The organism is Shimia sediminis, from assembly GCF_003990645.1.
GTDB classification, from domain to species: Bacteria; Pseudomonadota; Alphaproteobacteria; order Rhodobacterales; family Rhodobacteraceae; genus Shimia; species Shimia sediminis.
In genome coordinates, this window is the sequence record NZ_RYZK01000002.1 from 310,025 (window position 1) to 332,479 (window position 22,455).

19 protein-coding genes are annotated in these 22,455 nt (G+C 58.6%); 10 read left to right on the top strand and 9 right to left on the bottom strand.

The features are described from left to right. Positions 1–118: 118 nt before the first annotated feature. On the bottom strand, positions 119–949 hold the full coding sequence (locus tag EK369_RS06010) for an alkaline phosphatase family protein (RefSeq protein WP_164726896.1): 831 nt from the start codon (positions 947–949) through the stop codon (positions 119–121). A gap of 329 nt (positions 950–1,278) precedes the next feature. Here EK369_RS06010 and EK369_RS06015 point away from each other — a divergent pair, with 329 nt between their 5' ends. Then, positions 1,279–2,469, top strand: coding sequence for a caspase family protein (locus EK369_RS06015; protein WP_164726898.1), 1,191 nt, complete (start codon positions 1,279–1,281; stop codon positions 2,467–2,469). Between the two features lie 315 nt (positions 2,470–2,784). Here EK369_RS06015 and EK369_RS06020 read toward each other — a convergent pair whose 3' ends face one another. Then, the gene (locus EK369_RS06020; protein WP_127112796.1) at positions 2,785–3,507 is read right to left on the bottom strand and encodes an OmpA family protein; all 723 of its coding nucleotides are present in this window, start codon (positions 3,505–3,507) and stop codon (positions 2,785–2,787) included. A 152-nt stretch (positions 3,508–3,659) separates the two neighbouring features. Continuing rightward, positions 3,660–5,081 (bottom strand): COG3904 family protein, encoded by a 1,422-nt coding sequence (locus tag EK369_RS06025; protein WP_127112797.1) that lies wholly within the window; start codon positions 5,079–5,081, stop codon positions 3,660–3,662. A 124-nt stretch (positions 5,082–5,205) separates the two neighbouring features. Between EK369_RS06025 and EK369_RS06030 the strand changes: the two genes are divergently transcribed. Further along, on the top strand, positions 5,206–6,132 hold the full coding sequence (locus tag EK369_RS06030) for a DNA adenine methylase (RefSeq protein ID WP_127112798.1): 927 nt from the start codon (positions 5,206–5,208) through the stop codon (positions 6,130–6,132). Between the two features lie 571 nt (positions 6,133–6,703). Continuing rightward, positions 6,704–11,089 carry a Hint domain-containing protein gene (locus tag EK369_RS06035; RefSeq protein ID WP_127112799.1) on the top strand — a complete coding sequence of 1,462 codons (4,386 nt, stop codon included), beginning with the start codon at positions 6,704–6,706 and terminating at the stop codon, positions 11,087–11,089. Between the two features lie 160 nt (positions 11,090–11,249). Here EK369_RS06035 and EK369_RS06040 read toward each other — a convergent pair whose 3' ends face one another. Further along, the gene (locus EK369_RS06040) at positions 11,250–11,747 is read right to left on the bottom strand and encodes an SMI1/KNR4 family protein (protein ID WP_164726900.1); all 498 of its coding nucleotides are present in this window, start codon (positions 11,745–11,747) and stop codon (positions 11,250–11,252) included. A gap of 264 nt (positions 11,748–12,011) precedes the next feature. Here EK369_RS06040 and hpaD point away from each other — a divergent pair, with 264 nt between their 5' ends. The 3 genes from hpaD to EK369_RS06055 all read left to right on the top strand — a co-directional run bounded on the left by hpaD (position 12,012) and on the right by EK369_RS06055 (position 14,505). Next, complete coding sequence (hpaD, locus tag EK369_RS06045; RefSeq protein WP_127112801.1) at positions 12,012–12,992, top strand: 3,4-dihydroxyphenylacetate 2,3-dioxygenase; 981 nt, start codon at positions 12,012–12,014, stop codon at positions 12,990–12,992. A gap of 62 nt (positions 12,993–13,054) precedes the next feature. Beyond that, complete coding sequence (locus tag EK369_RS06050; protein WP_127112802.1) at positions 13,055–13,828, top strand: HpcH/HpaI aldolase family protein; 774 nt, start codon at positions 13,055–13,057, stop codon at positions 13,826–13,828. Between the two features lie 26 nt (positions 13,829–13,854). After that, the gene (locus EK369_RS06055; protein ID WP_127112803.1) at positions 13,855–14,505 is read left to right on the top strand and encodes a GntR family transcriptional regulator; all 651 of its coding nucleotides are present in this window, start codon (positions 13,855–13,857) and stop codon (positions 14,503–14,505) included. Positions 14,506–14,680: 175 nt separating this feature from the next. On the opposite strand, the gene EK369_RS06060 is transcribed toward EK369_RS06055, so the two are convergent. Together EK369_RS06060 and EK369_RS06065 are read right to left on the bottom strand one after the other, a co-directional pair. After that, positions 14,681–14,920, bottom strand: a complete 240-nt coding sequence (locus EK369_RS06060) for a hypothetical protein (protein ID WP_127112804.1) — start codon at positions 14,918–14,920, stop codon at positions 14,681–14,683. 158 nt (positions 14,921–15,078) lie between these two features. Next, positions 15,079–15,798 (bottom strand): type 1 glutamine amidotransferase, encoded by a 720-nt coding sequence (locus EK369_RS06065; protein WP_127112805.1) that lies wholly within the window; start codon positions 15,796–15,798, stop codon positions 15,079–15,081. Between the two features lie 97 nt (positions 15,799–15,895). Between EK369_RS06065 and EK369_RS06070 the strand changes: the two genes are divergently transcribed. The 3 genes from EK369_RS06070 (at position 15,896) to EK369_RS06080 (ending at position 18,874) form a co-directional block, all read left to right on the top strand. Continuing rightward, positions 15,896–17,158: a cytochrome P450 gene (locus EK369_RS06070; RefSeq protein WP_127112806.1), complete on the top strand. Its 1,263-nt coding sequence runs from the start codon at positions 15,896–15,898 to the stop codon at positions 17,156–17,158. Positions 17,159–17,170: 12 nt separating this feature from the next. Beyond that, a complete protein-coding gene (locus EK369_RS06075; RefSeq protein ID WP_127112807.1) occupies positions 17,171–18,460 on the top strand; it encodes a type I glutamate--ammonia ligase in 1,290 nt (429 codons plus the stop codon). 99 nt (positions 18,461–18,559) lie between these two features. After that, a complete protein-coding gene (locus EK369_RS06080; protein WP_127112808.1) occupies positions 18,560–18,874 on the top strand; it encodes a 2Fe-2S iron-sulfur cluster-binding protein in 315 nt (104 codons plus the stop codon). 32 nt (positions 18,875–18,906) lie between these two features. Here the strand turns inward: EK369_RS06080 and EK369_RS21975 are convergent, their stop codons facing one another. Next, on the bottom strand, positions 18,907–19,107 hold the full coding sequence (locus EK369_RS21975) for a hypothetical protein (RefSeq protein WP_206198041.1): 201 nt from the start codon (positions 19,105–19,107) through the stop codon (positions 18,907–18,909). A 169-nt stretch (positions 19,108–19,276) separates the two neighbouring features. On the opposite strand from EK369_RS21975, the gene EK369_RS06085 reads away from it, so the two are divergent. Continuing rightward, complete coding sequence (locus EK369_RS06085; RefSeq protein WP_127112809.1) at positions 19,277–19,684, top strand: hypothetical protein; 408 nt, start codon at positions 19,277–19,279, stop codon at positions 19,682–19,684. Here the strand turns inward: EK369_RS06085 and EK369_RS06090 are convergent. Both EK369_RS06090 and EK369_RS06095 read right to left on the bottom strand, forming a co-directional pair. Then, a complete protein-coding gene (locus EK369_RS06090) occupies positions 19,681–20,163 on the bottom strand; it encodes a hypothetical protein (RefSeq protein ID WP_127112810.1) in 483 nt (160 codons plus the stop codon). The genes EK369_RS06085 and EK369_RS06090 overlap by 4 nt on opposite strands. 350 nt (positions 20,164–20,513) lie before the next feature. Beyond that, positions 20,514–22,052, bottom strand: a complete 1,539-nt coding sequence (locus EK369_RS06095; RefSeq protein ID WP_127112811.1) for an arylsulfatase — start codon at positions 22,050–22,052, stop codon at positions 20,514–20,516. Positions 22,053–22,455 lie beyond the last annotated feature (403 nt).

Consider the following 22,455-nt stretch of genomic DNA (forward strand, 5'->3'; position numbering starts at 1 on the left):
ACAACGCAAATACGAATTTGCGTGACAAGCGATTTCGAAATCGCTTGCCCAAGCCGTTTCGAAACGGCTTGCAACCGTTGGCAAGCGAGTCAGACACATCTGGCTGTCCGAACAAGCCTCAGAACAATGCGGGCCGCATGCCTTGTGCCGGAGCAACCCCAAGCCGGTTCAACACGGTCGCCGCAATGCCAAGCTGGCTGAGTTCTGCGCCCTCTTCCGGAAGACCTTCGGCCTCACCAAAGTAGTAGAACGGCACCTCGCGCATGATCTTCTCCATACCGCCGTGGTGCTTTTCCGCATTCATCCCGTGGTCTGCCGTCACAATCACCTCATAGCCCAGATCGCGCCACGTCGGGATCGCCCGCGACAGCGCGTTGTCGATCATCCAGACCTGATAGCGATACTCAGCACTGTCGCCGCCAAAGGTATGACCCAGCGTGTCCGCCGAGCAGCTGTGCAGCAAAAGATAGTCCGGCGCGTGCGCCTCGGCGAGGAGGGTCACCTGTGCACACAGATCAATCTCGGCGGGCGCCACGGCGTTGATCGGCCCGTACCCCTCCATCGAATAGAACCGCGCGTGCTGGATGTTGCTGCCCAGGTCGTTATGCTCAACCGAGCGCAGCCGGTCCCAGGGGTGTTCCACATAAAGCTTGTGGAAATACTCCTGCGCCACAGCCCCCGTCGTCTTGCCCGCGGCCCGTGCCACCGAAAAGATGTTGTCACTGGACGAGGCGCGCATGCCCTCGTTCGAGACAATGCCGTGCTCATGTGGCCATAGCCCGGTGTGAATGGTCTCATACATCGGACCGGACAGGCTCGGGGTTGCCGTAATCATCTTCCACCGCCGCGCCTGACCCAGCTCGACCGCGCCCTCAAGATATCCACACTGCGACAGCGCGGCCTCATAGCCGCTACCATCCATGATGACCAAAATGACCTTGTTGCTCATGACACACGCTTTCCGTTTTGTTGTCCGGCCACATTTGCGTGTCCGCTTTCCCGGGGTCTGACCCATGCGCGGCGTTTTGATGTCGTATTTGACAAATCTCCGACCCGTCAGCGATCCCCAAAAGACACCATCGCCGTTCAGCCCCCGCCCCCTGTACAAAAGGGCAATCTCCCATTCTCCGCGCCATTCCCCGGATATGTGATCGCTCCGCAAATCTTTGCAGACCTCGCGAAAACTCAGCGGTGCAGTCATGGTCGCGGTTGATTTTCGCCGCCACATTGGCGAACCTAGACGGGCCGCTTGAACAGAGGACCGCCATGCTTGCCCGAATGACCCTGTTGTTTCTGTCGCTTGTGTTGTCGACCACCGCAGCGCTTGCTGAAAAACGTTTCGCCCTGATTATCGGCAATTCCGCGTATGACACCGCGGGCGTCCTGCCGAATGCCGACAACGACGCGGTGCTGATGGAGCAATCCTTCCGTGCCATGGGGTTCGAGACCGAGATACTGATTGATGCCGGCGAAGACGAGCTTGGCGCGGCGCTGGACAAGCTGGCAACTCAGCATGACGACACCGACGTGGTTGCGCTCTACTTTGCCGGACACGGGCTGCAAAAAGATGGTATCAACTACCTCGTGCCCACCGACGCCGTGCTGCAATCCGAGGCCTCGATCGAACGCGAAACCATTTCGCTCAATACTATTATCGACATCCTGAAACCGGTCCCGATCAGCCTGATCTTTCTGGATGCCTGTCGCAATAACCCCTGGGCAGAACGCATGATCAAACGCTCGATGAGCGCCAGCCGTAGCGTGTCGGTGAAACGCGGCTTCGCCGTGGTGCGCCCCGAAGGCGACATGATGATCACCTATGCCACACTGCCAAACTCGGTGGCCTCGGACGGGGCTGGCAGCAATTCGCCCTTTGCCCGCGCCCTGGCCCGCCACATCAAAACACCCAATACCGAGGTTTCGGTGTTGATGAAGCGCGTCACCAAGGATGTGTTGGAAGAGACCTATGGCGAACAACGTCCGCAACAGCTTTCGCAGATGAAGCGCGAGTTTTATTTCCGTCAAACCGAAGGCGGCACCAAGGAAAAAGAACTTCTGGCGACGCTGCTGACCGTCTATCCCGCGCGTGCCACCGCGGGCGAGGAAATCTCGGTCGTGGCGGATGTCCCGCCGTCCTGCCAGCCGCTGTTTGTAAACCTCGGCCCAACAGGCAAGGTTACGCAAATCCCACGCAACTTTTTCCGGGTTACCAGCCTCAGCAATGGGCAGATGCGCTACGAGATTTCACCCGGCTCGCGCTATGGGCTGGTGGTCGAGGAAAAAGACCCCTTGGGTGAAAACAAGCTGGGGTTCATGTGTGAACCCGAGGGCATGACCGAAGAGGCAGATGTTGTCGCGTCGCTGCGCGCGGTTCTTGGGCAGGTGAATGCGGGGACCCTTTCCGGCCTGCACGAGACCCGCAATTTTTCGCCCGCAGAGTTTCGCTTCAATTCTTTTGAGATCAATTAGCGGCACCCCACGCACCGCAACACCGCTGGCCCCTGAGAGGCTTGGGGCCAGATCAGGCCGTTCGCAACCCGTTTGATGCTTACCGGAAACAGTGAACCGCATCCTCTTTGACCACCCGTCGCAAATCCTTCTAGAAGGATTTGCCCCAGCGAGAATTTTCTAGAAAATTCTCTTCGTCCAGAACAGGCGTAGGTTTCTCTGCCGCAATCGAAACGGTGAGCTGAGAGGATCTTCTAGGCACAGAGACACTGTTCGTGGCCCGCTACCCCCCGAGGCCTTGGGTCAACAGCACCCAACCATCCCAGATGGTAATATTCAGCGCGGCAACAGGACCAGCTGTACACGTCGGTTGATACCTGCCAGCGGGAAGTTCGGGTCTTTCAACCGGCTTTCCCCCATGCCCGAGGCCAGCACCCGCTCAGATGGCAGGCCGGTATAGATGCGGACCACCCGTGCCACGCTTTCAGCGCGACGCTGCGACAGCGTCCAATTGAAATCCTCATTCCCCTTTGCGTCCGTGTGCCCAAGGAACAGGAAACGATAATCACTGAATTGGTCTGACGCCAGAATACCCGCGAGCTCACGCAGTTTGGTCTCTTGATCATAGCGCACATCGTCCTTGCCGGAATCAAACAGGATTTCGATGTCGATGGTCGGCAGCGATTGCGTCTGTGGCTTTGGTTGACTGACCGCGACGCTGCTAGAGTTTGCATTGCCGGTCGTCGTCGAAGAGCTTAGGACCGGTTCCGGCTGGACCTCCTCATGATCCACGATTCCCAGGTTCACCACGTCATCCAGTGAAATACTGTCGGTGGTTTTGTATTCGGCGTTTGCACAACTGGACTGATCCAACAGACACGCCTCCATTTCCGAGGCAGGCGTGGTTTCGGGGTTAAGGTCCAGGCTGGTATTGGCCGAAGTGCCTGGCGACGTGGCAGTCGGGCTCAGATCGAAGTCATCCAAAGACAACGTCGACTGCGCCGACACCGATGTCGCAACCCCTATCAAGGCAATGGCTATGATCCCTTTTATCGACATGTCCGCTCCTTCGAATCAATCCAAGACTACCAAAGGTTTACCCCCTGTCACCAGTCCGGGTTCTACACCCTTGCCAAGTTGGCTTTCTTTGCAACGCTGTTTTTTAGCCCTGCTTGCACATAGCACCAACGCGCACAGCGTCCAGTTTCACCTCACTTCTCTTTAGTATAGCAAAACGTATTGCCGGTTTTCTTGCTCTTCAGGCATTCATTTTCGCCATAATCCAGATTTCCGGGATTGGGGTAAACGCTGCCGGTTTTGGCTCCGTTCAACAACTGCCCCTCTTCGCCTGCCTCCAAAACCGTCACGCCCCCCGAAGGCCAGTTGAATTTGAGGATCGCTTTGGTCTGCAACTTAGCGTTCAGCACCTTGTTGCCTTCGATCAGGCAGGGTTCATCGTCAATCCTCGTGTCACCTTTGAACACACGACAGCGCCCGCTATAGGACCAATTCACGCTGCGCAGGACAGCCTGTGCGGGCATCTCACTCTCGCCTCCGGCCGCCGCCATCAGCTGCTTGAAACTCGCTTCGCCCGGGTACATCCAGTAATTGGGCATACTCATGAACCAATTGTTCGAGTTGAGGGTTTCCGCGGCCATGTCCAAAGAGTTGATCTCCACGTAACCCGAGCAACCGATCTCGGTCAGATCTTCGCCATTGTCGGTGGTAAAGTCGATCTGCCCGTCCACGGTTTCGTACTTTAAGAATGACTCTCGCGTCGCCCCATAGGCCGAATACTGACCCTCGCGGCCAAAGTAACTCGTGTCGTGCTCATTGCTCTGCTCCGGGCCAGATTGGCTGGAAAAGTTCGTGGCGGTGATCCCATCCTCCGGTTCATAACTGCGGTGCATGAGATTGCAGGCCTGTTCGATATTGCCCGGGCCAAAGTCCCGCATCAGCGGCAGGCCAACGATTTCGATATTCCAATGGGCCGCATCCGCGATGGTTTCTACACGATACATACTGTCCGGCGGGGTCTCGAGCATGGTGCGCAGGATCGAGTGGCGCAGACGTAGCATGTCCATCCGCTTTGCAACCTCGCCAATCGACAGAATGGCGATCTTAAAGGCGCGGTCGACCTCGTCCTTGTTGTAGGACCGGTCTGACAATCCGATCGCAGGCGCGTGGAATCCCAGCGTCCCGTTCACATGAAGCTTGCGGTCGGGCAAACGGCCAACGTCGCTTTCGGTTTCCCGGCCACCCGCCATGAAGAACACCGCACAGGCACTTTCACACACTGCGCCTGCGGGGACGGCCGTGCCAAGATTGGACATGGAGTAGTAGGTCTTTACCAATGCATCCGCCATCTTGACCGCCTCGGACAAGGAACCGCCGGGGCTGTTCAGGCAGATGCTCAGGCGTGGCATGTTGTATTGATAGGTCTCTTTGTTGCGCGCCCACCAGTCCCCGAGAAAGGTTTTCATCCTTTCGGCATCTCCCGGTTGGAACTGGCCTTCGAAAGTCGCCATGCAGTTCATCGACTCATCGCCACCTTCCTTGAAGGTCAACGCCTGACCTTCGGAAGCCACCATCATCATCACTGCCGCCGCAAGGCCCGCAATTCGTTCGCGCATCTCCTGTCTCCCTTCCTGTTCCCTATTCAGTTTGCCCAGCCCCCGCTTTCAAACAAGTCTTTTTCCTTGCAGCCCCGGCAATCGACAGCGATGTTGTTCCGACCTGCCGGAAAACGAGACACCCATGCAACCTTCGCTGTTTTCAGACCTGAACGATCTGCGCGACAGCGAAACCGGCACCATCACCCCGTTCAAGACGCAACTTATCAAGTGGGTGGGCAACAAGCAGCGCTATGCCGACCAGATCATCACGCATTTCCCGAAGAGCTACGGCACTTACTTTGAACCCTTTCTCGGGTCTGCCGGCGTGCTTGCCAATCTGGCGCCATCGCGCGGGGTGGCCTCGGATGTTTTTGCGCCGCTGATGGAGATCTGGCTGTGCCTCGCCGAAGACCCGGAGACGCTCAAATCATGGTACAGCGACCGCTGGCACTGGTTTCAGGCCGGAGATCACCTGGAGCGCTATGAGAAGATCAAGGCGGATTACAATGCCGCGCCCAACGGCGCCGACCTCCTGTTCCTCAGCCGCGCCTGTTATGGCGGCGTCGTGCGCTTCCGCAAGAAAGACGGGCTGATGTCGACGCCCATGGGCAGTCACCCGGTGATCAAACCCGAGAAATTCGCGCGCCGCGTCGAGATGTGGAAACCGCGCATCGCGGGCACCCGCTTTGAACGCCTCGACTATCTCGAGGCCTTCGCGCGCGCAGGCGCGGGCGATCTGATCTATTGTGACCCGCCTTATGCGCATTCCCAAAGCATCCTCTATGGCGCCCAGAGATTTCGGCTCGAAGACCTCATGCAGGCCATTGCCGACGCCAAGTCCCGAGGCGTCCATGTTGCTCTCAGCATCGACGGCACCAAAAAGTCCGGCAATACCTATTGCGACATACCCTTCCCCGATGACCTGTTCGAGCACGAGCATTTCGTGAACATCGGGCGCTCGATGCTGAAGCGCTTCCAGATGGACGGCCAAACCCTTGAGACCGAGGTGGTCCGGGATCGCCTGCTCCTTACTTATGACGCCCCGGTGAGAGAATCGACGCCAAGGTGAGTCACACGCGCTGCGAGTCCGAATCAACTTTGTCGACCCGCGGTGGACAATCGCCGATTCCCCTCTGAACTGTTTCCAAAACGCGCCGATCGCCCCATGGGTGACCTGTGTTAGGCGTGTCACGGTTGCGTGACGCTGGGGCAGTTTCAATTGGTTCTCATTCGGAAACACAAAGCCAGGTTGAAAGCGACTTTTGCCTGCATTTTTGCCCAAGACCATCAAAGACGCCCCGATTCATGCAGTGAGTCCAATATGTTAGAGCTCTTGTTTTGTTCAATATCGGAAACAATGTCACATTTCCCACCCGCAAAAACATGGGCTGCTCTTGATAAAAATTAATCAAAAACTGCCAAATATCACGATTTGCGGCATGTTTTGGTTTCGTTAACGGCCCGAATCTTGCATATTTGAGACACGTCCGACTGGGGGGCGAAATGTGGCTCGGGGCGGCCAACCAAAAATTTATATGCATCTACGCGATGCAACCGGCAGGAGTGCGAGCAGCGAATGGAGTGGTCCGTTTGATGTGTGCCTCCAGCTTGCGGCGACGCGTGTTTGAGAAGAGGTTACTATGGCTGATCCTACTGGTCCTGGTGTTGTCGAGGGCACCGAGAACGACGATACCATCGATAGCGGTTATACCGACGGCGACGGCGATTCCATTACAACAGGCGATGATCTGGTCTACGGTCTGGGCGGTGGTGACACCATCCACGGCGACGAAGGCAATGACACCATTCACGGTGACAGCGGTGTCGACGTTTCGACGCGCGAGATCTTCCAATGGGCGGACGGTCCCGGCTTTGGCGACGGCAATGACGCGGGCAACTTTACTCAGAACACGGGTAGCGCCTCCATTACTTTCACAACTGTGGCGGAAAGCGCAGGCGTGGACACGGAGTACGAAACCTCGACCCAAAACACTGATGATCTGGATTCAGATGTCGACGAGAACGCCTCTCTCTCGTCCGTCTTGAATGGCGATTCAAACTCAGCCACCTACCAGTGGGAATCTGACACCCCTCTTGAAAACGTCGAATTCCGCATCAACGACCTCGATGGCGATGGTCAAGTTGTCGTACGCGCCTATGATGAAAACGGAGACCCGATCGAGGTTGTCCTCTCGGATCCCGGCTCTGGCGTGTCGCTGTCGGACAATGATGGCGTTGCGGGCAATGAAACCGCGACCAGCATCGACAACAACTACACAGTCGACTCGGCTGACGAGCATTCGCTGCTGGTCACTATCCCCGGCCCGGTTTCGAGCTGGGAAATCGTGCACGAACAGGAAGGCGGCTATAATACCGGCATCAACGTGACCGATATCGCCTTTGATGTGACCCCGTCGGGCACAGATGCCCTCGGCGGCGATGACTCCATCTTCGGCGATGACGGCGACGACCTGATCTTTGGTGAAGGCGGCAGCGACACGATCGACGGCGGCGAAGGCGACGACACGATCTACGGTGGCTTTGGTGAAGAAGGCATCGTCGTAGGTCGCGAAAGCTTCAACTGGAGCGAAATTGGCGCCACCGCGACCGGTACAGGCACTGGTACCGGCAGCAAGGCGTCAGGGTCCGGCAGCAAGGGCTCCAAAGGCACCAAGGGGACAAAAGGCACTAAAGGCACCAAGGGAACCGGCACGGGTACAGGTACAGGTACGGGTACCGGAACTGCCACCGGCACCGGTATCGCCGACGGTGAATCGATTGATCCACTCTATTCGCAAGATACAGGGTCGGTTGTCGTAACCTACTCGGAAATCTCGAACAATGGTGCTGAGACCGAGTTTGAGACCGACACGCAGAACGTCGATGACATCGATGGCGGCAGTGAAACCGTCAACGAGAACAGCTCGGCGGAATCGCAGCTGAACAACGACGGTGAGAGCATCACCTATCAGCTCGAATTCTCTGACCCGGTCGCCAACGTCGATTTCCGTGTGAACGACATCGACCATGACTCGGTTGTGCAGATCCTGGCATTTGACGTTGATGGCAACCCCATCGAGGTCGAACTGACCTCGAGCAACCCCACCGACCTGATCCTTACGGACGAAGACGGTGTGGCAGGGGACGACACAGCAGCTGCAACCGGCAATTCCGGGTCAAACAGCGCCGATGAAAACTCGATCCTGGTCGAAATTCCCGGCCCGGTGTCGAGTATCCAGATCATTCACAGCAATGACGGCGGTGACACCAGCCACGTCAACATCACCGATGTGTTCTTTGATACCCTGTCAACAACTGTACCGGATGATCCCGAAGGTGACGAGCTGATCGGCGGCCTCGGTGACGACGACATCTATGGTCAGGGCGGTGACGACACCATCGAAGGCGGTGAAGGCTCCGACTCGATCGAAGGTGGCGATGGCGATGACATCATCGAAGCCGGCACCGGCGATATCGCTGATCAGCTGCCCGACCTCGGCTTCCCGGGCTACGGCCCCGTTCCGCCGGTTGCGCCTGACGGCGATCCCGACGACGACCGCGACTTTGTCGACGGCGGCGCGGGCAATGACACCATCTCGACCGGCGATGATGCGGACACCATCCTTGGTGGCACCGGAGACGACGTGATTGACGGCGGTGTTGATGCCGACGACATCGACGGCGGCGCAGGTGCCGACGTCATCGTGGGCGGCGAAGGCTCGGATACCATCGACGGTGGCGACGACGACGACCTTATCTATGGTGGTCTCGATCCGATCTTCCCGGACGCGTTGAACATACGCGATGATAACGACACCTTTGGCCCCGATCCCGAGCCCGAGAATGGGCGCGACCTGATCGACGGCGGTGCCGGTAACGACACCATCTATGGCCAGGATGACGATGACACCATTATGGGTGGCACCGGCGACGACTGGATCGATGCGGGCATCGACGACGACAGCGTCGATGGCGGCGCTGGCGTGGACATCATCTCTGGTGACCACGGCGACGATACCCTGTCCGGTGGCGATGACACCGACCTGATCCTTGGTGGCGAAGGCGAAGATGACATCAGCGGTGACGCGGGTCGTGACATCCTCGGCGGTGGCGACGGAAGCGACACTGTCGACGGCGGCGCGGACACCGACTTTGTCTACGGCGGCGACGGCGCGGACAGCGTTATCGGCGGCGACGGCAGTGACGTTGTAGCTGGCGGCGAAGGTGACGACGAGATCTACGGCGACGGCACCACTGGCGAAGGCAACACCGCTGGCGGTGCGGCTGACCTCCTCTTTGGTGGCGAAGGCGAAGACACCCTTGTTGGCGGCTCCGGTGGCGACAGCCTCATTGGTGGCGACGGCGCTGATGACATGAGCGGTGGCGACGATCGCGACGTGTTCATCGAAGTAGGCGTGGGCGACCACGTGGACGGCGGTGAAGGCGGCGACGACTTTGACACGCTGGTCATCAACGGTAATGCCGTCATCGAGTATGATCCGCTGGATCCCGAAGCGGGCACGATCACCTACTACGATCTGAACACGCTGACACCCATCGGCACCTCGACCTTTGAGAATGTCGAGAACGTCATCTACGTCGAAGACCTGCCGAACCCGGAAGAGTTCCTGCAGTCTCTGAGCTCTGGTGACGATGTTCCAACGGTTGTTGCAACCTCCGGTTCGGATGTCTTTGAGCCCACAAGCGGCCCGGGCGTTGTTGACGGCACCAATGGTCCTGAGCTGATCGACGGCAGCTACGTCGACGGTGACGGTGACTCGGTTGGTGCGGGCGACGACACGGTGATCGCGCTTGACGGCAACGACACCATCCTCGGACTGGGCGGCGACGACGAAATCATCGCCGGCGAAGGCGACGATGAGGTCGATGGCGGCGCAGACAATGACATCATCCGCGGCGAAGGCGGCAACGACAGCCTCCAAGGCGGTGACGGCTTCGACCAGATCTCGGGTGGTGACGACAACGACACCATCGACGGCGGCGCCGACTCGGATGTTTTGGACGGCGGCGACGGGGATGACTCGATCACCGGCGGCACCGGCAATGACGGTCTCTACGGCGACACCGGCAGCGACTTCCTTGATGGCGGCGACGGCAGCGATCTGGTTGTTGGTGGGACCGGCGACGACACCATCCAGCTTGGTGGCGATGACGGCGACATCGACCTGGCCTTTGGTGGCGACGATCAGGATACCTTCCAGGGCCTCGGCGATGGCGACACCGTCATCGGTGGCGAAGGTGGCGTCGACAATGACACCATCGACCTGCAAAGTTCGATCCCGCCGGGTGGCTGGTTCTCGGTCGACTACGATGAAACCGACCCGACCTGGAACGGCACCACCAGTGAAAGCGGCACGATCACGCTGTTGGACGAGTTCAACAACCCGTCCGGCACGATCACCTTTGCCCAGATCGAGAACGTCATCTGCTTCACCCCGGGGACAGGCATCCTGACCCCATCGGGCGAAGTGCCAGTGGAATCGCTGAAAGTGGGCGACCGCGTGGTGACCCGTGACAACGGCCTGCAAACCATCTGCTGGGTGGGCAGCAAACCGATCTCGGGCCGCAACCTGCTGCAGCGTCCGAACCTGCGTCCGGTCATGATCCGCAAGGACTCACTGGGCCCGAACCTGCCGGATCGCGACATGATGGTCTCGCCCAACCACCGTATGCTGATGGTCAGCCAGCAATCGCAACTTCTCTTTGAGGAAAGCGAAGTTCTGGTGGCGGCCAAGCACCTGACCCATATGGCCGGTGTGCATCAGGTCGAAACCGGCGGTGTCGAGTATGTCCACTTCCTCTGTGACAATCACGAGGTGGTTCTGGCTAACGGCACCTGGAGCGAAAGCTTCCAGCCCGGCGAATACTCGATGGGTAGCATGGGTGACGAACAGCGCGCAGAGATCTACGAACTGTTCCCCGAGCTGCAAAAGCGCGAGGGCCTCGACAGCTTCACCGCAGCCCGCCTGACGCTGAAAGCACACGAGGCGAAGCTCTTGGGCTAAGGTCGGAACACAGCAAAAAGAACAGGGCGGTCTCGATGAGGCCGCCCTTTTTTGGTTTGGGACGCAAGGCATCGCCCCGTGCCGAAACGAAAACGAACCGCCCAAGGACCGGTTTGAGCCCAAAATAGCTACTTCAAAGCCTGATACGAAACTTGGGAACTTACAGGCCTAGCTCTACTTTCAGAAACTCCGAAAACACCTTTGGCCCGTCAATTTCCTCCGCATCATTTCCTTCAGAGAAAAAGAAGCATTCGGGGTCGTCAGCAGTCTGGGACAAGTTAAACCACGCCGCCATGTATCCTTGATGCATAAAAAAGCAAAACAGGTCGTCGAGTTTATCAGTAGTTACATCATTTTCGGAGAGCAGTTCAGGAAGTGCTACCGTATTTTCCCGAACATCGCTAATAAACCAATCACTTCCTTTCAATCGGCCATGCATATCATTGCCCATCCAAAGCAAGTATTCGCGGTACGCTTCTGGAAGACGCTGCCCTAAATCCTGTTCCAACGCCTTTACATCACGCTCCGAACATCCTCTGGGTTCGCCAAATTCTGAAGCGTAGCGTTTCGCGTACATGTCTTTGATTGACGAAAGGTACATCGCGTCCTTTGCGGTTGGTGGAAGGGAACAAATTTTACCTAGTGCTACTGATTTCATTGAGGCCATATCGGAAAGAGATTTGCAATCGACCTATGGCAGTTTTGTCCCTCTTGGCAGACTCTGCCTCCTAGCGAAGGCCAAAGCTCCCAAACGTTTTTGCCAAGACCCCTCCGGCAAGCACATTCTCCAAAGCAACCGAGACCGAGGTCCCAACGCTACCGCGTGTTCAGGCGGGCCAATGTCTTCAATTCCCCTTGCACTAGTTACAAATTTTGATTAACATGTTATCTAAATTCAGCGCGAACCAGAGGAGTGCCGACCATGCCAGTCCCTGCCCCGAACCTGTATCCTGACTTCAACATCGTGCGGCTTAGCCATGTGGAATACCGCGTGACTGACCTCGCCCGCAGCCGGGCTTTCTACGTCGACACGCTGGGTCTTCAGGTCACTTACGAAGACGATACCCACATCTACCTGCGCGCCATGGAAGAACGCGGCCACCACTGCATTTCATTGGTCAAAGCGGACAAAGCCGACGTCGGTGTCCTTGGGTTCAAACTCTATGACGAGCCTGATCTGGACAAAGCCGCAGACTGGTTTGCCGCCCGTGACCTGCCCGTTGAATGGGTCGAGAAACCCCATATGGGCCGTACCCTGCGCACCCGTGATCCCTGGGGCATACCGCTGGAATTCTACGTAAAAATGGACCGCCTCGCTCCGATTCATCAGGAATACAGGCTCTACAACGGCGTCAAACCCCTGCGCATCGACCATTTCAACATGTTCTCGGCAGACGTCGACGCCAGCGTCGCCTTTTACAACGACATGGGCTTCCGCACGACCGAATACACCGAAGACGCCGAGACCGGTCGCGTCTGGGCGGCGTGGATGCACCGCAAGGGCGGCGTGCATGACGTGGCCTTTACCAATGGCCACGGCCCCCGCCTGCACCACACGGCCTTCTGGGTGCCGACGCCTTTGAACATCATCGACCTCCTCGACCTGATGGCCACCACCGGCTGGGTCGACAACATCGAACGCGGCCCCGGCCGCCACGGCATCTCTAACGCCTTCTTCCTTTATGTTCTCGACCCCGACGGCCACCGGATCGAAATCTACTGCTCGGATTACCAAACCGTCGATCCCGACCTTGAGCCGATCAAATGGAACCTCAAGGACCCGCAGCGCCAAACCCTCTGGGGCGCCGCCGCCCCGCGCAGCTGGTTCGAGCATGGCTCCACCTTCGAAGGCGCCGAAACCCGCGACAGCGACCTCAAGGCGCAGCCGATCATCGCCCCCTGACCCTCTGGCAAACGCATGGTCCGGCGATTTCATGCGCCGGACACCATAGGAAAGACACAGCCATGCCCGCACCACACAACCCGTTCAAGGCCGCCCTCGCCGAAAAACAACCCCAGATCGGCCTCTGGGTCACCTCGGCCGAGGCCTCAATGACCGAGCTGATCACCACGGCCGGCTTCGACTGGCTGGTGATCGACAGCGAACACGCCCCGAACGATCTGCGCTCTTTGCGGGATCATTTGATGGTGGTGGAGCCCACCCCGTCCCATGCCGTCGTGCGCGTCCCCTTTGGCGAGGCTTGGATCCTCAAACAAGTGCTGGATGCAGGCGCGCAAACCATTCTGGTGCCCATGGTCGACACCGCCGAACACGCAACCGAAATGGCCAGCGCCATGCGCTATCCGCCTCAAGGCATCCGCGGCATGGGCGCCAGCGGTGGCCGCGCCTCGCACTTCGGCAAGATCGCCGACTATGTCGCCACCGCCAATGATCAGGTCTGCCTGCTGGTCCAGGCCGAAAGCCGCGCCGCCCTCGAAAATCTCGACGATATCCTCACCGTCGATGGTGTTGACGGTGTCTTCATCGGCCCCGCCGACCTTTCTGCCGACATGGGCTATCCCGGCAACGCAGGCGCGCCCGAAGTGCAAGAGGCCATCGCCGCCACGATCAAAAAGATCGCCGCCAGCGACAAGGCCGCAGGCATCCTCGTGCAGGACCTCGGCTCGGCGCAGAAATACCTCAACATGGGCGCAACATTCGTGGCCGTCGGCATCGACACGGTGATCTTCGCCAAGGCGATCCGCAAACTTGCCACCGACGCCAAGGGCTTGCTCTAACCCGCCCCGCGGCGGATAAAGAGCGCATGGCAGGCCAAACCGATACCATCATCGACGCCATCCTCGGCGACATCGAAAACGGCACGCTCAATCCCGGCGACGGGATTGACGAAACCGCGCTGGCCCAGCGCCTCGGCGTGTCGCGTACACCTCTGCGCGAAGCCATGATCCAACTGGAAACCGCAGGCCTCATTACCCGCCAGCCACGCAAGGGCGCCGTGGTCTTCAAACCCACGCTCGAAGAGTTCCTGGCAATCCTCGAAGTCCACGCCAAACTCGAAGGTCAGGCCGCCGGCCTCGCCGCCCGCCGCCTTTCAGCCGATCACGCCAAGGAACTGGAACGCATCGTACAGGCCTGCGAGCACCACGCCGCCACCAAAGGCGACGCCGACCCCGACGGCTACTACCAGTTGAACCTCGACTTTCACCGCATCATCGCCATCGCCGCAGGCAACCCGTTCCTCCTGGAGATGATCAAGACCAACGCCCGCAAACTCATGGCCTACTACCGCGCCCGCTATCAATACGTCGGTGCCATCGCCGACAGCGCCAAAGACCACCGCGAGATCGCCACGCTGATCACCGCCCGCAACGCCGAGGCCGCCGAACACCGCATGGCCCGCCACGTGCAGTTCGACCAAGTAACAGCAATGGATTTGCTGGCGGTGTTGAGTTGAAGGCACCCGCACGCTTGCCGGAAAACCCATACTCACGATATCTGACGAAACAGCGCCTGGAAATTCCAAGCCTGTTGGTTGGTTCACGAAACTCGTCTGGTGGCGGTATCAACCCGCCACTGTCTACCAAGTGAATTCGAAACTATCCATCTTCCGTTGCCGCAGCCAGAACACCTCATTGCTCCTCGCGATTGGGGGTGCCGAAAGTCACATCATTGGACTGCAGCTGGAAACCGCTCAACGCATTGTGGACTTCTTTGATCCTAAAAATGCCGAAAACGAACTTCTGCCAGGCGATAGGATCAGAATCTGGAAGGAAAACGGGCAGCTCAGAACGGTAAGACGGGGCCTCGGCATGCCGCACTTGATTATGAAGGACAATGACTGGGCGCTTCTGGCCGAAGTTATCTCGCACGTCTTAGAGACAGGGTACGACGACTAAGCAAGCGTCCCCCTGCTTCATCTTGCCAAAAACACTCCGGGGTGAATGGGCCAACGGCCCAGAGGGGCAGAGCCCCTCCCCAAGCCCAGTTAAGAGAATTTTCTAGAAAATTCTCCCCTCTGCAAATCTTTCTAGAAAGATTTGCCTTCCCGCGCCCACTCAAAAAACTCAACAATCTGCCGCCCAAACGCGTCCCGGTCAGCCCTGTGCTTCAACGACTCCCGTGCTTCTGCCGTGACTTCATCGCCCACATATTCCGCCGTAAACTCCACAAGGTCCGCGATAAACCCATCCGTCATCTCCGGATGATACTGCGTCGTAAAGATATGCCGCCCCTTCATATAACCCCCGACCGGACAGCCCGGCCCCGAGGCCACAACCTCTGCCCCCTCGGGCACCTCCGCCACCTGCTCAATGTGGCTGGCATAGAGCCCCACCTGCGCGGGCCGATCTCCAAACGGCAGCTCCCCGACCGAATCGGTCATGGCAAACCCATGCACCCAACCTTCGGGGTTGCGCCCGACAGACCCGCCCAGCGCCATGGCAATCGCCTGATGCCCGAAACAGGCCCCAAACACCGGCACCTCCGCCGCATCCATCTCGCGGATCAGCTCAAACAGCCGACTCACCCAAGCCTCATCATCATGCACCGACGCCGGGCTGCCGGTGATTATCACGCCATCAAAGGCCTGAACATCCACGGGAAATTCCCCATCCTTCACAGAAAACACCGCACAGTTCCAATCGGGCCGCTGCTCCTGCACCAGTACCGTGAACTTCTCCCCGTCCTTGGGCCGGGCATTGGCAAAATCGCTCTCATCCGTGTTGGTCATCAGGATCGCAAGTTTCATTACAGTCGTCCGCGCATTTTTCGTTTTGCATATTTATAACTTCCATATATATACATAACAAAGCAAGTAAACAAGCCAGCAAGGGAGGCGGCCTCAAATGACTGTCTGGACACCCACCGACGACGGCCACGCCGATCTGACCAGCCACGACACTTTCGCGACCGGAGCACCGCACAACACCTTCAAACGCCTGCGCGACGAAGACCCGGTCAGCTGGACCGACTGGGATCAGGGCGAAGGCTTCTGGTCCATCACCCGCCATCAGGACATCACCGAGATGAACCGCAACTTTGCGGTCTTCTCCTCCGCTCGCGGCATCCGCATGGAAGATCAGTCTTACGAGGAATACCTCGCGCGGCGCACCTTTCAGGAAATCGACCCGCCCGAGCATATGCTGACCCGTATCAAGGTGGCCAAGGCCTTCTCGAAACCCGTGGTGGCAGGCTTTGAACAGGACCTTCGCGACCTCTCGAACCAGATCCTCGACGTGGCGCTGTCGGAAACCGAGTTTGACGCCACCAAAGTCATCGCCCGCCAGTTGCCCATGCTGATGCTGGGCCGTATCCTCGGCACCCCGGAAAAAGACCTGCCCTGGCTGGTCGAAAAAGGCGACGCGCTGATTGCCAACACCGATCCGGATTTCACCGACCATGTCCTCGACAAGATGACCACCGATGAATTCCGCATGATGCCCTTCAACTCGCCCGCAGGCGCCGAGCTGTTCCAATATGCCAAGGAACTGATGGCTCACAAAAACGCCACCGGCGACACCGACGGCGTGCTGCACCTGATCCTGCAACCCGACAAAGAGGACAACGTGATCTCCGAAGAAGAGTTCCGCAACTTCTTCTGCCTTTTGGTCGCCGCCGGTAACGACACCACCCGCTATTCCATCGCAGCGGGTATTCAGGCCATGGCGCATCAGCCGGAACTCCTGACCCAGATGCAGCAAGGCGGCGATGATCTTTGGGAACTGGCGCCGGATGAAATCATCCGCTGGGCCACGCCCGCACTCTACTTCCGTCGCACACTCACGCAAGATTTCGAAGCCCATGGGCGTCAGATGAAAGAGGGCGACAAGGCGCTGTTCTGGTGGTCCTCAGCCAACCGCGACGACGCCGTTTTTGACGACCCCTTCCGGGTCGATCTGATGCGGTCTCCAAACAAACACATGTCCTTTGGCCAGTCCGGGCCGCACGTCTGCCTTGGCATGTGGCTCGCGCGCCTCGAAGTGCGTGTCCTGTTCCAGGAGCTATGCAAACGGCTCAAAAAGATAGAACCTAACGGTGAGCACAAATTCCTGCGCTCCAACTTTGTCGGCGGGATCAAGGAACTCCCCGTCCGCGTCCAACTGCAATAACGGAGACCAGAGATGAGAGACCGCCTGCGCGCCGTATTCTGTGACCACCTGTCGATCATGCGGGGCAAATACCTGCCCGGCTCAAAACTGGCCGACAGTGAGACCCGCTTTTGCCGTTCCACCTTTGGCGTGCATTACGACAAAGACCTCTTGCCCGCCCCCGGTGCGATGATGATGCAGGGCCTGCCGGATATGGAGCTGCGCTGGAAACACGACGACATCCGCGACAGCTGGGATCCCCACACCAAGATCGTGCTGGGCGACCTCTATGACGACGCAAGTGTCCCGCTGGAACTCTGCCCCCGTGGCACCCTGAAACGCGCCGTGGCCAAGTGGGAGGCCAAGGGCCTGACGCCCAAGGTTGGCATCGAACTCGAAGCCTTTGCTCTGCAGGCGGACAGCGACGGCAACCTGCGCCCCTACGACACGCCGGGCGCGGTGGTCTACGGCACCGGCCCCATGACCGACCCCATGCGGTTCAACGATGCGATCTGGGAAAAAGCGGACGAGCTGGGTTTCCGCCTCGACATGATCACCGCCGAGTTTGACGCGCCCCAGTTCGAATACACCCTGACCTTTGACAATGCCGTGCAGGCCGTTGATGACATCGTGCTGTTCCGACTGATGGCCAAGGAAATCGCGCTGGAACACGGCATTGTTCTGTCCTTCATGCCCAAACCCATCGCCGAAGCCGGCGGCTCGGGCATGCACATCAACTTTTCCTTCTCGGATGTCTCCGGCGGCAACGCGCTCTCTTCCGGCGAACGCAATCACCCGGACACGATCAATGACCTGTCCAAAGGGTGCCTCGCGGGCCTTCTGCACCACCACAAGGGTCTCGCTGGTCTGATCGCGCCAACCGCCAACAGCTACCAACGTCTGCAACCGGGGTCCTTGAGCGGGTTCTGGAAAAACTGGGGCGGCGACCACCGCAACGTGACCACCCGTATCAGCTCCGAAGGCGGGCCAAAATCGCGGCTTGAACATCGCATGGCCGACGGTACCGCCAACCCCTACACCGCCGTCGCCGCTGTCCTGAACGCCTCGCTGCTTGGTGTCGAAAACAACTACCCGCTGCAACCGATTGAAACCGGTGACGGGTTTGACAAGAACGACGCCAAGGAAAGCTGCGCCATGGACCTCAAAGGCGCCGTGGCCGACCTCAAGGCCGACACGGTTCTGGGCGACTCCATCGGGCGTCTGCTCGTCGACAACCATATCTTCATGAAGGAAAAAGAGGTCAAGAAAACCAAGGACCTCGAAGGCGACGCCCTGCGCGACTTCTACGTCTACTTCGTCTGATCCCTCCCAAACCGGCAGACAGGATTTTCTAGAAAATCCTGCACCCAGCAAAACCTTCTAGAAGGTTTTGCCCGCCCCCTCACACCCAAGGAGCCCCCCATGAAAGCCACCTGGAAACTTGCCGACGGCAGCGAAATCACCGCGGACATCGCCAATGGTACCAACATGATGCAGGCCGCCGTCGACAACAATGTCCCCGGCGTGATCGGTGAATGCGGCGGCTGCCTCAGCTGCGCCACCTGCCACGTCTATGTCGATGCGCCCTGGGTTGGCAAAACCGGCACCGCGGATGATTTCGAAGACGCCATGCTGGATGTTGCCGAAGCCGAGCGCACCGACGCCTCGCGCCTGTCCTGCCAAATCGAAGCCAGCGATGCATTGGACGGATTGGTGCTGATCGTCCCTCAGCCCTGACCTCCAAGCGAAGTCATTGCCACAACCTGTGTTTATTTCTCCGGCTCATTGTTGCGCTCCAAACTTTTTCTGCGGCCATAGGCGATCAATCCGGCAAATCCAAAAAGGCCGTAGAAGATCATCAACATTGGCCATGGCGCATGGGAGCTCACCATCTCTTCTGGCAATAGCCGCGACCATAGAGGTAGCGAGAACAATACCAAGAATAGGGCTTTACTGAGTACCTTTATCATTCGCCCAATATGACAATGTGTGGTACAAGTTCAAGAAACCTAAAACCGCCCAAACAAAGTTTCATAGGTCGAGCAATCGGTTCCAGCCAAAACATTGAGCGAAAATCCAGCGGCGTGCCAAACGGCCTCGTCCACATCATTCCTCAACCCCAACTCATAGGAAAAGCGCTTGAGCTCTTTGTTGACCCGGCTCGCCCTTCTCGCAGGTTGCGCCTTTTTCACTTGTATGGCCCTGGCCCATTTCTTTGGCCTCAAATGGCCGATTTTGTTCGTCTACTACAACACCCCGCTCCATGACTATCAGGACAAGATCATCTCTTTCGCCGCCATAGCCTATATCGGCCTCTGGTATGTCGAGTCCAAATCACGCGACGCCGTGCCAGTGGTGCTGATCGTGCTTGCCCTGACCGTTCTTGGCCCGTCCTCGGTCAACATGTCGCCAACCCTGACCAACCTCCACAGCGAAGATCAATCCACCACCCCCCTATTGGCTGCAAACCGCCCTCATCGCGGGCTACTGGGGTGTGCTTTTTGTGTTGTGGAAGCCGCGACAGGCAGACGACCGAATGTGGCCTAATTCGCCGCCGAAGCCTGCAACGACGCGATCAGAGACTTCGCGTAGCCCTTGATCGCATTCTGATAATCCGTTTCAACGTCCGCATTCAGCAATGCGCCAACAGCGCCCAACGCGCCAATTGCCCGCAGCGTGTCCGCGTTGCCTTTGACGGTTGTCGGCGCGACGATGATGGCGCCGCTTGCCGCATCGGTGACCGAGATCGTGCTTTCCACATAACTGTTTCCAGCCACCGCCCGCTCAACCAACGGCACGAGGTACAGTTTGTCGACGGTCACGTTGATATCTGCTGGGGCGCCGTCCGGATCGGATCGCTCCGAGGCTATACGCCTGATCGCGTCAGCCAGGTCCTGTTCCAGCTCAGCGCGGGTTTTTGTGATGGTGCGCCCCTCGGCCACCAGCTCCAGTCCACTGGCGTCCACGTTGACATCGTTCAGCTTGAGCTGGCGGGGGTTCGTGTCTGCACGCGATAAGGTGGTCACATTGGTGCATGCCGCGACCAGGGCCACCGTTGCCAACACCAAAAAACTGCGTCTGAAACACATCGTCATTCTGCCCTGTCTCCAGTCGCTTGTTGCTTGGTGTGCCCCAACAGGAGCCACCCGGCGATGGTTACTGCATCAGGGGCCCCGGCTCCAACCAAAAAAGCGGCGACAAATTGCCCCCGACCCCAGCCCGCTCTGTTCCGTGCGGCAGCCCCCGGCACCGTAGGTCGGACAATCTGTCCGACCTACCCGGAGTGCCCCAATCGTCAACGCCCGCCCGATCTCCGGGGCGGGCGTTGGTCTTTTTATCGACGGGCAAGGCGTCTCGCCAGCTTACCCGATCCGCCCTATTGCGACACGCCGCCTTCCGAGGCCACCTGCTCTTCCACGTGGGCCTGATTGGTCAGCGCCTTGCCGCGTGGCGGGAACTCCTGGAACGTCGCCAGATGCCCCTGGACTAGGCGCGCGGCAGGACCAAACGCCCACATCTTGGTGCCCATCCAACGGACATACATGCCGCTTTCATCTGCCGCTTTCTCATAGGGATCGCGACGCAGGTTATACAGAAGCGGCGCAGTCAGCTCTTCTTTCGGGCCGGACCAGCCGTGGTTCTGAACAACAAAATGCGCTTTCCAGTCGTTGTAACGCACAGCCTGAAGGTCCGTGCCCTGGTAATAGATCAGCTCTTTCCGGCTGCTCTTGTCAGCCGCGCCGGTCAGATAGGGCAACTGGTTGTACCCATCCAGGTGCACCTTGAACCCTTCGTAGCCTGCCAACAGCTGTGCTGGCAGATCCTCGGGGCCACCCGCAGCTGCCACAAAGGTCGGCATCCAGTCCATGCCGCTGAAAATACCGTTCAGCACCTGCCCCTCGGCAACCTTTCCCGGCCAGCGGATGATTGCGGGAACCCGAAAGCCACCCTCCCAGGTCGTGCCCTTTTCACCGTGAAACGGCGTGGTGCCACCGTCAGGCCATGTCATGGTTTCGGGACCATTGTCCGAGGTGAACATAACGATCGTGTTGTCCGCCACCCCCAGCGCATCAAGATGCGCCAGCACCTTACCGACATTGTCGTCCAGCTCTTTCATGATCACGTCCTGAAGACCGCGCCCATTGCCCAGCATCGCTTCGTATTCAGGGCTGAGGTGAGTCCACACATGCGCCCGCGCCGGTGCCATCCAAACGAAGAACGGCGTCTCGGACTCGACGGCCCGCGACATGAAATCCGTGGTGTGTGCTGTGACCTCATTGTCGAGCGTCTTCTGCCGTTCCGGGGGGGCCGGACCATCGTCGACAATGCGCTGCTTGCCCACTTTGCCCCAACGGGGATCGACGGTCTCGTCCTCTTCTTCGGTCGCAAACGCGTGGATGATGTTGCGCGGACCAAAGGCAGCCTCGAACTCGGGATCATCGGGCCAATCCGGGTCCGACGTGTATTCCATGGCGTTCAGGTGATAAAGCCAGCCCCAATACTCGTCAAAACCTTTTGCGGTGGGCAGAAACTGGTTCAGGTCCCCCAGGTGGTTCTTGCCAAACTGGCCGGTCGTATAGCCCATGGACTTCAAAAGCATCGGAAGCGTCGGATCATCCGGGTGCAGGCCAACCGGATCGCCGGGCAGCCCAACGGTGTGCATCCCGGTCCGGATCGGCATCTGCCCGGTCATAAAGGCGGACCGGCCCGCGGTGCAGCTGGGCTCGGCATAATAATCCGTCAGCCGCGCGCCCTGCGCAGCCAGCGCATCCAGGTTTGGTGTTTCAATGCTTTTGACACCGCCATGGTAGCTCCCGAGGCTTGCCCAACCCACGTCATCCGCCATGATGACCAGGATGTTTGGTCGTTCCATATCTTGTGCCACGGCCGCCGAAACCACAAGGCTCAGCCCCATTGCCAATAATAAACTGTTCTTCAAAGTGTGTCCTTTCCTTTTACCCAACTGGTACAGTTGGGAAGTTTCTTATTCCTGAATATGTATTGTATTTAGATGTTTGGTCCAGAACAATTAAGGTGACGTAAGGGCCCGGAATCGCAATGCTTTTAATGGGCTGGCCCGCGTCCCGGCACGGCCTTGTTTTTTAGGGCGGTCCGGGCCTTTCTGGCCGCCGATCAGGCACTCGGACTGGTCTGGCCCGACGGCAAAGTTCCGCTCAGGCCCTGTTTACCGACCCCCAGACACACCAACGCCCGCCCCGTTAACCTCGGGGCGGGCGTGTTGAACAGACAGCACGACACCGACGCAATACCGATGTAATACCGACGTTATACCGAACGCGGGTCGGCCTTGTTTTATT